Genomic DNA, 13,329 nt, shown 5'->3' with positions numbered 1-13,329 from the left:
GTGAACTGCGGTGCGCGCCCGTGCTCAGGAAGAGCTTATACCAGTTCGATCGCCATCGCCGTCGCTTCGCCGCCGCCGATGCACAGGGCTGCCACGCCGCGTTTGCCGCCGGTTTTTTTCAAGGCGCCCAGCAGGGTGACGATGATGCGCGCGCCCGAGGCGCCGATCGGGTGGCCCAGCGCGCACGCGCCGCCGTGGATGTTGATCTTGCTGTGCGGAATGTCGAGGTCGTGCATGGCGGCCATCGGTACGGCCGCGAACGCTTCATTGATCTCGAACAAGTCGACATTGCTGCTGCTCCAGCCCGTTTTGGCGTACAGCTTTTTCACCGCGCCGATGGGGGCCGTGGTGAATTCGTTCGGCGCCTGCGCATGCGTGGCGTGGCCGTGGATTTTCGCGATGACGGTGCAGCCGAGTTTTTTCGCCGTCGATTCGCGCATCAGCACCAGGGCGGCCGCGCCATCGTTGATCGACGAAGACGAGGCGGCCGTGATGGTGCCATCTTTCTTGAAGGCCGCCTTCAAGGTCGGGATTTTTTCCAGGCGGGCTTTTTGCGGGCCTTCATCGATGCTGACGATGGTGTCGCCGCCACGGCCGGACACGGTCACGGGCACGATTTCCCACTCGAAACTGCCATCCTTGGTGGCCGCTTGCGCGCGTTTGACGGATTCGATGGCAAACGCATCCTGCGCTTCGCGCGTGAACTGGTACTGGCTGGCGCACTCTTCTGCAAACGTGCCCATCGAGCGCGCATTGCCCTTTTCATCGCGGCTGTAGGCGTCTTCCAGGCCATCCATCATCATGTGGTCATAGATCATGCCGTGGCCGATGCGGTAGCCGCCGCGCGCCTTCGGCACCAGGTAGGGGGCGTTGGTCATCGATTCCATGCCGCCCGCCACCACCACGTCGGCGCTGCCGGCGAGCAAGGTGTCGTGCGCGAACATGGTCGTCTGCATGGCCGAGCCGCACATTTTCGACAGGGTCACGGCGCCCGTGGAATCGGGCAAGCCGGCCTTGCGCAAGGCCTGGCGAGCGGGCGCCTGGCCCTGGCCAGCCATCAGGCAATTGCCGAAATACACGTGTTCAACGGCATCGGGGGCCACGCCGGCCCGTTCGACGGCGGCGCGGATGGCCACGGCGCCCAGGTCGCTGGCCGTGACGTTGGCAAAGTCGCCCTGGAAGGCGCCCATGGGGGTGCGCGCGGCACCGACGATTACGACTGGATCATTCATGTTGGATCTCCGGTTAAGGGTGGGGATGGTGACTGCATACAGAAACGCAGGTGCTGCGGATAAGGGAAGACGTCCTCGATATGGCCGTCTTCGATGCGCTGCTTGCGCGCCTGCCAATATTGCGCCGTCAGCAGGTCGGCATGGTGCTGCATGAAATAGGTGCGGATGCGGGGATTGCCCAGCAGGAAGGTGCCGAATTGTTCGGGAAACACATCATTCTTGCCGATGGGATACCACGGTTCGGCCGACATTTCTTCCTCCTCCGTGCGCGCTTCGGGGATGACGCGGAACTTGCAATCGGTGATGTACTCGATTTCATCGTAATCGTAAAAAACGACACGCTGATGACGGGTCACGCCAAAGTTTTTATACAGCATGTCGCCTGGGAAAATATTTGCCGCCACCAACTCCTTGATGGCGTTGCCGTACTCGACGATGGCGTGTTCGACCAGGTCATCGCGGCCTTCCTTCTCGGCATTGCTCAGCCACATGTTCAGCGGCACCATGCGCCGCTCGATGTACAGGTGGCGGATGATGATCTGCTCGTGGTCTTCTTCGATCAGCGAGGGGGCGAATTGTTTCAGCTCGGCTAGCAATTCCTCGGCAAAACGGGCGCGGGGAAAGGCCACGTTGGAATACTCGAGCGTGTCGGCCATGCGGCCCACCCTGTCGTGGTGTTTCACCAGCAAATACTTTTGCTGGACTTGCGCGCGCGTCGTTTCCTTGGGCGGCGGGAAGAAATCCTTGATGACCTTGAAGACATACGGAAACGACGGCAGGGCAAACACCAGCATCACCAGGCCGCGGATGCCGGGCGCGCTTTCAAAGTGGTCCGACGAGTGTTTCAAATGCTGCAGGTAGTCGCGGTAAAACAGCGTCTTGCCCTGTTTTTGCAGGCCCAGTATCGTATAGATTTCGCTGCGCGGCTTGCGCGGCAGCAAGCTGCGCAGGAATTGCACATAGGCCGATGGCACTTCCATATCGACCAGGAAATAGGCACGCGTAAACGAAAACAGGACGGCGATCTGCTGGTGCTCGAACAGCACCGTGTCAAGCACCAGCTTGCCGTGACGGTTGTGCAGGATCGGCACGACAAACGGGTATTCGCGGTTGCCATTGATGCCCTTGCCGACCAGGTAGGCGCCCTTGTTGCGGTAGAACAAACTGGTCAAGACTTGGATCTGGTGGTTCGGCTCCAGCCGGTCGCCGCCAAACAATTGCTGCAACCGCGCTTCCACCTGGGCCACGTCACGCTCCAGGTTGGCAAATGCGCAGCCCAACTGGAAGTCTGTCACCATGCGCGTCAGGGTGTGGCGCAAGCCATCCTGGCCGGGGTAATACACGCGGTAGGTGGGGGCCGGGTCTTGCGTTTCGATGTATTCCGTGGACACGACGGGCCGCACGAAAATATAGTCGTTATTGAAATACGTGCGGTGCAGGATGTTGCAGCAGACGGAATTGAAGAAGGTTTCCGCCAGTTCCGGCTGCTTGTGTTCCGTCAACATGCCGATGTAGTGCAGCTTGAGTTCGCGCCACACTTCATCGCTCAACTCCGACTCTTCGTACTCGTCTTCGAGCATCTGCACGCATTCCTGCACGCGCTTGTCATAAAAGTCGATGCGTTCGCGGGCCGCCGTCTGCGCCGCGGCCCAGGCGCCCTGCTCGAAATACTGCTTGGCGTGCTGGCTGGTTTCGCGGAACAAACGGTAATGCTTGTCGAAGCCGTCGCGGATGGTGCGCGCGATATCGAATGCAATCTGGGAAGAGAGCAATTTGGGGAAGGCAATGTGCGTCATATCTGTGCTCGCATGAATAGCTCATCACCCAGTCGATAATCGCGCGCCCGTACTTACTTGGTTTCCGCAAACAGTTCGCGGCCTATCAGCATGCGGCGGATTTCGCTGGTCCCGGCGCCGATTTCATACAGCTTGGCATCGCGCCACAAGCGGCCGGCCGGATACTCATTGATGTAGCCGTTGCCGCCCAGGGCCTGGATCGCTTCGCCTGCCATCCACGTTGCCTTCTCCGCACTATACAGAATGGCGCCGGCCGCATCCTTGCGCAACTGGCGCACGGCTTCCGGCGTGGTGGCGCGGTCGCAAGCCTGGCCCACGGCATACACATAGGCCTTGCACGCCATCATGGTCGAATACATATCGGCCAGTTTGCCCTGCATCAATTGGAATTCGCCGATGGGCTGGCCGAATTGCTTGCGGTCATGCACGTAAGGCACGACCAGGTCCATGCAAGCCTGCATGATGCCCAGCGGACCGCCGGACAGCACGGTGCGCTCAAAGTCGAGGCCCGACATCAGCACGTTGACGCCCTTGCCCAGGCCGCCCAGCACGTTTTCGGCCGGTACTTCGCAATCCTGGAATACCAGTTCGCCCGTGTGCGAGCCGCGCATGCCCAGCTTGTCGAGTTTTTGCGCGATGGAAAAGCCCTTGAAATTCTTTTCGATCAGGAACGCCGTCATGCCGCGCGGACCCGCTTCCAGGTCGTTTTTCGCGTACACCACCAGCACGTCCGCGTCGGGGCCGTTGGTGATCCACATCTTGGTGCCGTTCAAGACCCAGCGGTCGCCCTTGAAGTCGGCGCGCAGCTTCATGCTGACGACGTCCGAGCCCGCATTCGGTTCCGACATGGCCAGGGCGCCGATGTGCTCGCCCGTGATCAGTTTCGGCAGGTATTTGGCTTTTTGCTCGGCCGTGCCGTTGCGCTTGATCTGGTTGACGCACAGGTTCGAGTGGGCGCCATAGGACAGGCCGACGGAGGCCGAGGCGCGCGAGATCTCTTCCATGGCGATGATGTGCGCCAGGTAGCCCATGCCGGCGCCGCCGTATTCTTCGCTGACGGTGATGCCGAGCAAGCCCATGTCGCCCATCTTGCGCCACAGGTCCATGGGGAACTGGTCCGTGCGGTCGATTTCGGCCGCGCGCGGCGCGATTTCGGCGGCGGCAAATTGTTGGATCGCTTCGCGCAGGGAGGCGATGTCGTCGCCGTGGTCAAAGGTCAAGCCTGGGAGATGGAGCATGTCGTCCTCGTCGTCGTTATAAGTGTGGCGGTCATGGATGCCGGGTCAGTGAAGCTATGATACTCAGTTGTGACGTTTACGTAAACGTAAAGCGATACGCGTAAAGCGCTGCGCGGCAAGCGCCGCCGTATGGATACCTAGTTTGTTTGCGCCTTATCAAGGCTCAAGTCCGCCAGCATGCGTGCGCAAGCGTCTTCATGCGCGCTGATTTCCGCCAGCGCCATTTCGATATCGATGCGCTGCTGCTCCAGCGTCTGCCGGTGCTGCGCCAGCACGCCCAGGAAGCGGTCCATCTGCGCGCGCGTATCCTTCGGCGACTCGTACATGTCGACCAGGCTCTTGATTTCCGACAACGCCAGGCCCAGGCGCTTGCCGCGCAGGGTCAGTTTCAAGCGGGTGCGGTCGCGCGGCGTATAGACGCGGCTGCGGCCGCCGGCGCCTTCGCGTTTCGGGCTGAGCAAGCCCTGGTCTTCATAGAAACGGATGGCGCGCGCCGTGATGTCGAATTCCCGCGCCAGTTCGGTAATGGTATAGGTCGTCATTGCTGCGGGCGGTGTCGGTTGCATGGGTGGTCGGTCGCTGGATGGGTGCTGCAGGGTAATGGGTGGCAAAGTGCCGTTTACGTCAACGTCAATACTATTGTAGCGTGCCCTGCCCGTGCTGCAACAAAGAAAGGCGTGATTGGGGGGATTTGGCGAATAAGGCAACAATTACTGAAAATAAATTGATTCTTCTTGCGCAAACGCGCTTAAGATCGAGAGTTGGTGGCCAAGATGACACCAAAAAGAGCTTTCCTGGCATAACAGCGACATTCTTTTCGCTGCGATGGCAGTAAAATTTTCAGGCACAGATTCTTTCCAGCCGGCACGATCAAAAAACAACGTTTCACTATGAGTACGTCGTTCATATCGTTTCCATGTTGGAAACAAAATGGCCCTTCTGAAAACTTTGTCTACAAGAAATTGTATGACATGGGCATTGCGTGTATCGGTAGAGAAGGGCATTATCCGATACCGTACGTTGTAATGCCAAACCGAGGCTTTGAATCGTGCTGCAGTGCGAAAATCAAGGCTAGCCGCGAATTTGACCCGAAGCCACGCAGAATCGCAAGAGAAAATTTGGCCCACTTTTTCACCTGAAAAGCCCGGCTGGAGTGTTAATTGTTAATTTATACTCTTTTCAAATGTAACAATCTGTATGGTCATTCAAGAAACTGACTTTCATGTTACAACATGAAATAGTACACCTATGAATTCTTCTAACGAACGCGAAAGCTTCAGCCAGCGACTTCAGTTGGCTCTCAAAAACGCCCATTATTCTCCAGACAGCCCGACCAGACTGGCCCGGGAATTCAATATCCGTTTCGACGGGCGCCCGATTACCGTGCATGCAGCTAGGAAATGGTTAGTAGGTGAAGCAATTCCGACGCAAGAGAAATTGCGCATGATTGCCCAATGGTTGGGCGTTCCAGCGGAATGGTTGCGTTTTGGTGGTCCGGAAAGCGCCACGCCGAATGGCGAAGCGGGCAGCGCTTTGTCGCGTTTTGAGTCCGCCGATGTGAAATTAATTGCCGATTTGCAAAGATTGGATGAACATCATCGTCAAATCGCGCGAGAATTTATTCGCATGCTGGTCAGAGTCAACTACCAAAAGTAAGCATTCAGGCCATCCCCGGCCGGCGCCGTCCGCCTTTCGCTGACGGTGCTCTCCCTGTCCTTTTATTTGCGCAACGTCATACTGGAGACATGATTTTGCCGCACAATAAGACCTCGCATGTTGCGCTGCAGCGGAATTATTTAACAATAATCCCGCTCGCGGCGGCGCAGCGGCCAATACCAGCGCATAATCACATCAGAAGCAGCCAGTTCATCCACTACGGAGCAGAGCATTTGAGCCGTCTTATGAAAAGTAACTACAGCAATACCGCGCAGCTGAAGGACTTGATGACCGTGCCCCCCATGACTGCCGCGCAACATGCGGAAGTGATGCGCAAACGGATCGCCCACCGCAGGATGGTTGAAGAAGCCAGGGATTTGAAGCAGGCAAGTGCTACGCAATTCGAAAAACGCTAGTGGCGGATGCCTGACCAAAGCTACTGCGCGTCGGCATAGCTAGCCTGCGATGCTCACCGTACTAGAGTACGGTTGCGCTTCTCGACTAGCTCTTCCTTCCGCTCGCTACGCTTTTGTCAGGCATCGTGATGCCAGTTAATTCGTGACGCCAACTAGAGGATAGGGGTGTCGCCAGCGGACTTCAAACCATTCCACCGCGGTGCCAGGCTATGCTCGATGCCCAGCAGGTCGATGACGCGCGCCACCGTATGGTCGACCATGTCCGCAATGCTCTGCGGGTGGTGATAAAAGCTCGGCAAGGGCGGGAAGATGATGCCGCCCATTTCCGTCACGGCTGTCATATTGCGCAGGTGCGCCAGGTTGAACGGCGTTTCGCGCACCATCAGGATCAGGCGGCGGCGCTCCTTGAGCACCACATCGGCTGCCCGCGTGATCAAATTATCCGACAAGCCATGGGCCACGGCCGCCAGGGTCTTCATCGAGCACGGTGCGACGACCATGCCATCCGATTGAAACGAGCCGCTGGCGATAGAGGCGCCGATGTCGCGCAGCTTGTGCACCACGTGCGCCTGCGCTTCGATTTCCTTGCGCCCCACGCCCGTTTCCTGGTGCAGGGTCAGTACGGCCGCATCGGACAAGACCAGATGCGTCTCGACGCCGGGGATGGCGCCGAGCAATTGCAGCAGCCGCAAGCCATATACGGCGCCCGTGGCGCCCGTGATGGCCACGACGATACGGCGCGGCCGCGCAAGCTGGTTATCAGGCATCCAGCAGGGACTTCAGTTCGCCCGATTCAAACATTTCATTCATGATATCGGAACCACCGATGAACTCGCCTTTGACATACAGCTGCGGAATGGTAGGCCAGTTCGAGTAATCCTTGATGCCTTGGCGTACTTCCGGATCATCCAGCACGTTGACGGTGGCGATGTTTTCCACGCCGCATGCTTTCAGGATCTGGATGGCGCGGCCGGAAAAGCCGCACTGCGGGAACTGGGCCGTGCCCTTCATGAACAGCACGACTGGCGTGCTCGTCACGGTTTCTTTGATCCAGGTTTGTACGTCGCTCATAGCTGCCTCTGATGGGTAAATAAATAGATGCCGTCATTTTATAAGAAAACGCCGGCACGGGTATGCGCTCAAGTCATAAATCGGGCAAGTCAGCCACGCTGGGGCTTATAAGGTCTTGCCCAGGCACACCGATTGCGCCGCGCCCACGTATTTGCCCCAGGCAATGACGGGTGCATAGCCGTGTTTGGCATAAAACGCCACGGCACGCCCATTTGCCACGCGGGTGGACAGGTGCAGGGCATGGTAGTGATGCTGGCGCGCCTGCACCTCCACATGGGCCAGCAGGGCCGCACCCACGCCGGCGGCGCCAGGGCGCGCATACATGCGCTTGAGCTCGCCTATGGTGCTGTCCGCTTCGCCCAGCGGCCGCAGGGCGGCACAGCCCAGCAGTTCTCCAGCGCCATCGCGCGCCAGGTAAAAGCCGCCGCGCAAGGTTGCCGCTTCGACATCGAAGGAAGAGCGGCCGCTGTCGCCATTGATGCGCAGCAGCGTATCCGACAATTCATCGAGCAGCAGCTGCGCCTCCATGCTGGCGGCGTCCACCGCCAGGATGACAAGGTCATGCCCGGCGGCCATGGACTTAACCGCGCAGCTTGGCGAACGCGGCGGCCATGCTGCCGGCCGGCTCGGGCGCGTTGCGCGACTGCGACTGGTGCTGCGCCATGCTGCGGCGGTCGTTGCGGTCGCCCTTTTGCTCGGGCTTGCTGCCCGCTTGCGGCGCGCTATCCGTCAGGCGCATGGTCAGCGCGATGCGTTTGCGCTTTTCATCGACTTCCAGCACCTTGACGCGGACGACTTGTCCCGCCTTGACCACCGTGTGCGGATCTTTCACGAAGGTGTTCGACAGGGCCGAGATGTGCACCAGGCCATCCTGGTGCACGCCGATATCGACAAAGGCGCCAAAGGCGGCCACGTTGGTGACCACGCCCTCGAGGATCATGTCCGGGCGCAAGTCGCGGATTTCTTCCACGCCTTCCTTGAAGGTGGCGGTGGTGAACTCCGGACGCGGGTCGCGGCCCGGCTTTTCCAGTTCCTTCAGGATGTCGGAAATGGTCGGCACGCCGAAGGTTTCATCCGCGTACTTTGCCGGGCTGAGGGTTTTCAGCAGCGCCGTTTCGCCGATGACAGCCTTGATATCCTTCTTGATATCGGCCAGGATCTTTTCCACCAGCGGGTACGATTCCGGGTGGACGGCGGACGCGTCCAGCGGATTGTCGCCGCCCATCACGCGCAGGAAGCCGGCGGCCTGTTCGAACGTTTTATCGCCCAGGCGCGGCACGGCTTTCAAGGCTGCGCGCGAGGTGAACGCGCCCTTCATGTCGCGGTAGGTGACGATGCTTTGCGCCACGCTGGCCGACAGGCCGGAGACGCGCGCCAGCAGCGGCGCCGACGCCGTGTTCACGTCCACGCCCACGGCATTCACGCAATCTTCCACCACGGCATCAAGCGAGCGGGCCAGCTGGCTTTGACTCACGTCATGCTGGTACTGGCCCACGCCGATCGATTTCGGGTCGATCTTCACCAGTTCGGCCAGCGGGTCTTGCAGGCGGCGCGCAATCGACACGGCGCCGCGCAGGGACACATCCATGTCCGGCAACTCTTTCGAGGCGAATTCGGACGCCGAATACACCGAAGCGCCCGCTTCCGAGACGACGATCTTCGTCATCTTCGCTTCCGGATGCTGCTTGATCAAATCCTGCGCCAGCTTGTCGGTCTCGCGCGAGGCCGTGCCGTTGCCGATGGAAATCAGCGACACATTGTGCTTGGCGGCCAGGCGGCCCAGCGTATGCAGCGAGCCATCCCAGTCGTTCTTCGGCTGGTGCGGATAGATCACGGCCGTGTCGACCACTTTACCGGTGGCATCGACGACCGCCACTTTCACGCCCGTGCGCAAGCCAGGATCGAGGCCCATGGTGGCGCGCTGACCGGCGGGCGCGGCCAGCAGCAGCGCTTTCAGATTGGTGGCGAACACATTGATCGCATCGAGTTCCGAGCGTTCGCGCAGAGCGCCCATCAGTTCCGTTTCCAGGTGCATGAAGCTTTTCACGCGCCAGGTCCAGCGCGCCGTGTCGGCCAGCCATTTGTCGGCCGGACGGCCTTGTTGCTTGATGCCGAAGCGGGCGGCGATGCGGCCTTCGCACGGATTGTGCGGCGCATCCCATTTCGGTTTTTCCGCTTCCGTATCCAGGCGCAGGGTGACGTCGAGGATGCCTTCGCGGCGGCCGCGCAACAGGGCCAGGGCGCGGTGCGAGGGGACCGTGGAAATGGTTTCCGAGTAATCGAAATAATCGGCGAATTTTTCGCCTTCGTCCTGCTTGCCTTCCACCACTTTCGATTCGACGATGCCATGTTCCTGCACGTACTCGCGCAAGGTTTGCAGCAACGTTGCGTCTTCGGCGAAGCGTTCCATCAGAATCTGGCGCGCGCCGTCGAGGGCCGCCTTGGTGTCCGCCACGCCCGGGTTGTTGCCGTCGGCACTCGTAAACGCGTCGCGCAGGAACTTGCCCGCTTCCATTTCCGGCGTCAGTTCGGGATTGTCCAGCAAGCCGTCGGCCAGCGGCATCAAGCCCGCTTCGATGGCGATCTGCGCCTTCGTGCGGCGCTTTTGCTTGTAGGGCAGATACAAATCTTCCAGGCGCGTCTTGTCTTCCGCGTGCATGACGGCGTCGAGCAATTCGGGCGTCATCTTGTTTTGTTCCGTGATCGACGCCACGATGGCGGCGCGCCGCTCTTCCAGCTCGCGCAGGTAGCGCAAGCGCTCTTCGAGCAGGCGCAGCTGGATATCGTCGAGGCCGCCGGTCGCTTCCTTGCGGTAACGGGCGATGAAGGGCACGGTGGCGCCTTCGTCGAGCAGTTCGATGGCGGCGGCAACCTGCACCGGTTTGGCGGCAAGTTCAAGGGCAAGGCGTTGTTCGATAGTGGGCAGCATGGTTGTTTCCAGAGCGATCAAGCCTGGAATGATACGCAATCGGCGCGATTGCGCAATCTTGACAGCGCAAATGGACTGTGCGTTGACAACGGCGTCAACGTGGCGGCAGCAGCGGGCTGGCGGGCGGTGGGGGACTTGGGCGCTGCGGCGTGACGGACTTGCCAAAGGCATTGCCCATGCGGTGTTCGAGGGCGGCGCGGTTGTACAGGCCCAGCTGGTTCGACGGGCGCTGCACGATCGCTTCCGCGCCGGACAGGGCGGGCGGCTGCCGGTTCAGTGTGTTGCTACTGGGTAATAATTTTTCATTCAAGCATGACATCGATTGCGCGCGCTGGCCATTGACTTCCACTTCCACGCAACCCTTCTCGGGCGCGGCGGCCTTGACGACGACGGTGTGTTCGTCCGCCTGTGCGGACAGGGCGGCGCAGGCCAGCAGTAACAGCAAGAACAGGCGTGCCATGGCGGCTCCCGGAGCGGTGGATCAGGCGTTCAGCATAGCAAGGTCATATGTCGCGGCGATGACACAGGCCGGGATGCGGGCCGACGCCATGTCATGCAGTTGTCATTTTATGAAGCTACCATCTTGCCATTCTGCAGACAACATTGCAGTCAAGACACTTCATGAGCAGGCTTTCTCGTTGATTTCCCTGGAAAATGACACAAACCTACCGCCGCGCCGCAAAGGGCAATGCCCTGTCCGCCTGCTTGCTGATGACATTGATGACATTCATGACATTCGTGCGACCGGCTGCGGGTGCGGACGGTGCTGATGCCGCCGCGCACGCTACCCTGCACTTCGACCTGCCCGCCCAGCCGCTCGATGCGGCGCTGGTGGCGTTCGGCGAAGTGACCGGGTATTCCGTGCTCGTCAGCAGCCAGCTGGCGGCGGGGCGCACGGCGGCGCCCGTGCGCGGCGACTACACGCCGGCCGAGGCGCTGCAGCGCCTGCTGGCCGGTACCCAGCTGGGCGCGCGCTTCAGCGGCAGCAATGCGTTTACCTTGCTGGCGCTGGCCGACGCTCCCGTGGCGCCGGCGCCCGCGCCGGCCGAAGCTGCCCCCGCCACCGCACCATTGCAAGGCTATGCGGCCATCCTGCAGCGCTCGCTCACGCGCGCCCTGTGCCGTTTGCATCCGGACGCGTTTGGCCGCTACCGCCTGGCGTTCCAGCTGTGGCTCGACGAGCGGGGCAAGGTGCGCGCCGTACATGTGCTGGAACCGAGCGGCGTGGAACAGCGCGACCGCGCCGTGCTGCAGCGCCTGCGCAGCCTGCTGATCGATGACGCGCCACCGGCGGGCTTGCCGCAGCCGCTGACGATTTTACTGACGCCGCGGCCCGACCCAGGCGCCGATTGCGCGCCCTACCTCCTGTCTGGGGTGTCCTGACCATGCCGGACTTGCTGAAAGCCACCTTGCGCAAGCTGTTCCTGGAACGCTACGGACAGTTTCGCCGCCACTTGCAGCGCCGCCTGGGCTCGGAAGACCTGGCCAATGACGCGCTGCATGAAACGTATCTGCGGGTGGAACGGATGAATGCGCCCGAGGCGATCAGCTACCCGTCCGCCTACCTGATGCGCATCGCCATCAACATTGCGGAAGATCAACGCCGCGACAATGCGCGCCTGCTCAGCCTGCCGGATATCGACGATCTGTACGAGATGGCCGATGAATTGGCCGACCCGGCCCGCACCTTCAGTGCGCGCGCCGAGCTGGAAGAACTGGAACGGGCCTTGCAGGAGCTGCCGAAACGCCGGCGCGCCATCGTCATCGCCGCCCGCGTCGACCAGTTGCCGCACCGCGACATCGCCGAGCGCTTCGGCATTTCCGCCCGCACGGTGGAGAAGGAATTGCGCGCCGGACTCGAACATTGCTGCGAACGCATGGGACGCGATTTCATCCAGCGCTTCGGTCCCGGGGCGGGGAAAACGTCTAAACATCATGACTGAACAAGCGGAAGACGACATGGGTGTCATCGAACAGGAAGCGCAGGCGTGGGTGGTGCGCCTGGCCTCGGGCCAGGTCAGCGAGCGCGACGCGCAAGTGTTTCGCCACTGGTGCGCGCGCAGCCGCAAGCATGCCAATGCGTTTGCCGAGGCGCGCGCCGTGTGGGGCGCCATGGCGCCGGCCGCGCGCGCCGTCAAGCGGGCGCAGACGCCCGTGAACGTGGCGCGGCGCGCCTGGCTCGGTGGCGCCGTCGCCGCCTCACTGGGCTTGCTGGTGCTGCGCCCGCCCACGGACCTGTGGCCGGCCGTGGCGGGCCTCGCTGCCGACTACGCCACCGGCACGGGCGAGCAGCGCGAAGTGGCGCTCGATGGCGGTGTGCTGGTGCAGATGAATACGCAGACGCGCCTCGATGCGGCGCCGCTGCAGGATGGCGCCGCGTCGCTGGTGCTGCTGGCGGGGGAGGCGGAATTCCAGGCCGGCTTGCGCGGCGCGGCGAGGGTGCGCGTGCAGGCGGGCGACGGCACGGTGTCGGCCGGCAGCGCGCGCTTCAATATCCGCTTGTTCGGCCAGGAAGTGTGCGTGACCTGCCTGGCGGGCCGCCTGCGCGTGGCGCAGGCCGGCAACGATGCGGAACTGGCGGCGGGCCAGCAGCTGCGTTACCGGCCCGAGCATTTCGGCATCGCGCGTGCGGTGGCGAAGGGCGACGTCAGCGCGTGGCGCCAGCGCCTGCTGGTATTTAAACAAAGCACGCTGGCCGAGGTGGTGGACGAGGTGAACCGCTACCGTCCCGGCAAGCTGATCCTCAATGGCGAGGCCTTGAAGCACACGCGCGTGCAAGCGAGTTTTTCGCTCGACCGCCTCGACGATGTGATCGCCCTGATCCAGGACGCGTATGGCGCGCGGGTGACGCGGCTGCCGGGCGGCATCGTGCTGTTTGGCTAGCGATGCAGGCCGATGGCATCTCGCCAATTATGACATTTTCATGACCTTTTGCAGTCCCGGACCTTGTTCCCTGTCAATGCTGCTGGAAGCCGCGAATCAGTGCCTGCC

The 13,329-nt window shown here is 61.4% G+C and carries 14 protein-coding genes; 5 read left to right on the top strand and 9 right to left on the bottom strand.

Annotated elements, in window-relative coordinates; all coding sequences use genetic code 11:
• Positions 1-35 precede the first annotated feature (35 nt).
• The 4 genes from U0004_RS00805 to U0004_RS00790 form a co-directional block, all read right to left on the bottom strand.
• Positions 36-1,232 carry an acetyl-CoA C-acyltransferase gene (locus tag U0004_RS00805; protein ID WP_070260716.1) on the bottom strand — a complete coding sequence of 399 codons (1,197 nt, stop codon included), beginning with the start codon at positions 1,230-1,232 and terminating at the stop codon, positions 36-38.
• Complete coding sequence (gene aceK / locus U0004_RS00800; protein WP_070260714.1) at positions 1,229-3,028, bottom strand: bifunctional isocitrate dehydrogenase kinase/phosphatase; 1,800 nt, start codon at positions 3,026-3,028, stop codon at positions 1,229-1,231. The genes U0004_RS00805 and aceK overlap by 4 nt, the downstream gene beginning before the upstream one ends.
• 53 nt (positions 3,029-3,081) lie before the next feature.
• Positions 3,082-4,266, bottom strand: a complete 1,185-nt coding sequence (locus U0004_RS00795) for an isovaleryl-CoA dehydrogenase (protein WP_070260712.1) — start codon at positions 4,264-4,266, stop codon at positions 3,082-3,084.
• A 137-nt stretch (positions 4,267-4,403) separates the two neighbouring features.
• Positions 4,404-4,808: a MerR family transcriptional regulator gene (locus U0004_RS00790; protein WP_034780980.1), complete on the bottom strand. Its 405-nt coding sequence runs from the start codon at positions 4,806-4,808 to the stop codon at positions 4,404-4,406.
• Positions 4,809-5,514: 706 nt separating this feature from the next.
• Between U0004_RS00790 and U0004_RS00785 the strand changes: the two genes are divergently transcribed.
• The gene (locus tag U0004_RS00785) at positions 5,515-5,922 is read left to right on the top strand and encodes a hypothetical protein (protein ID WP_034753756.1); all 408 of its coding nucleotides are present in this window, start codon (positions 5,515-5,517) and stop codon (positions 5,920-5,922) included.
• Between the two features lie 89 nt (positions 5,923-6,011).
• Positions 6,012-6,338, top strand: coding sequence for a hypothetical protein (locus tag U0004_RS00780; RefSeq protein WP_034780978.1), 327 nt, complete (start codon positions 6,012-6,014; stop codon positions 6,336-6,338).
• A 152-nt stretch (positions 6,339-6,490) separates the two neighbouring features.
• Here U0004_RS00780 and U0004_RS00775 read toward each other — a convergent pair whose 3' ends face one another.
• The 5 genes from U0004_RS00775 to U0004_RS00755 all read right to left on the bottom strand — a co-directional run bounded on the left by U0004_RS00775 (position 6,491) and on the right by U0004_RS00755 (position 10,798).
• Complete coding sequence (locus U0004_RS00775) at positions 6,491-7,105, bottom strand: UbiX family flavin prenyltransferase (RefSeq protein ID WP_070260710.1); 615 nt, start codon at positions 7,103-7,105, stop codon at positions 6,491-6,493.
• Positions 7,098-7,409 carry a Grx4 family monothiol glutaredoxin gene (gene grxD / locus U0004_RS00770; RefSeq protein WP_010402157.1) on the bottom strand — a complete coding sequence of 104 codons (312 nt, stop codon included), beginning with the start codon at positions 7,407-7,409 and terminating at the stop codon, positions 7,098-7,100. Before grxD ends, U0004_RS00775 begins: the two co-directional genes overlap by 8 nt.
• A 105-nt stretch (positions 7,410-7,514) precedes the next feature.
• Complete coding sequence (locus U0004_RS00765) at positions 7,515-7,985, bottom strand: GNAT family N-acetyltransferase (RefSeq protein ID WP_070260708.1); 471 nt, start codon at positions 7,983-7,985, stop codon at positions 7,515-7,517.
• Between the two features lie 4 nt (positions 7,986-7,989).
• Positions 7,990-10,338 (bottom strand): Tex family protein, encoded by a 2,349-nt coding sequence (locus tag U0004_RS00760; protein WP_034780972.1) that lies wholly within the window; start codon positions 10,336-10,338, stop codon positions 7,990-7,992.
• A gap of 94 nt (positions 10,339-10,432) precedes the next feature.
• Positions 10,433-10,798, bottom strand: coding sequence for a hypothetical protein (locus tag U0004_RS00755; RefSeq protein ID WP_070260706.1), 366 nt, complete (start codon positions 10,796-10,798; stop codon positions 10,433-10,435).
• A gap of 269 nt (positions 10,799-11,067) precedes the next feature.
• On the opposite strand from U0004_RS00755, the gene U0004_RS00750 reads away from it, so the two are divergent.
• Genes U0004_RS00750 through U0004_RS00740 form a run of 3 tightly spaced genes read left to right on the top strand, consistent with a single transcriptional unit; the run spans position 11,068 to position 13,221 of the window.
• A complete protein-coding gene (locus tag U0004_RS00750) occupies positions 11,068-11,721 on the top strand; it encodes a secretin and TonB N-terminal domain-containing protein (RefSeq protein WP_167468617.1) in 654 nt (217 codons plus the stop codon).
• Complete coding sequence (locus U0004_RS00745; RefSeq protein ID WP_230523250.1) at positions 11,688-12,281, top strand: RNA polymerase sigma factor; 594 nt, start codon at positions 11,688-11,690, stop codon at positions 12,279-12,281. Before U0004_RS00750 ends, U0004_RS00745 begins: the two co-directional genes overlap by 34 nt.
• Positions 12,274-13,221, top strand: a complete 948-nt coding sequence (locus U0004_RS00740) for a FecR family protein (protein WP_070260703.1) — start codon at positions 12,274-12,276, stop codon at positions 13,219-13,221. Before U0004_RS00745 ends, U0004_RS00740 begins: the two co-directional genes overlap by 8 nt.
• Positions 13,222-13,329 lie beyond the last annotated feature (108 nt).

This window comes from Janthinobacterium lividum, assembly GCF_034424625.1.
GTDB classification, from domain to species: domain Bacteria; phylum Pseudomonadota; class Gammaproteobacteria; order Burkholderiales; family Burkholderiaceae_D; genus Janthinobacterium; species Janthinobacterium lividum.
Note: the sequence above shows the minus strand (reverse complement) of the source record. Positions and strands in the feature narration are given on the sequence as shown.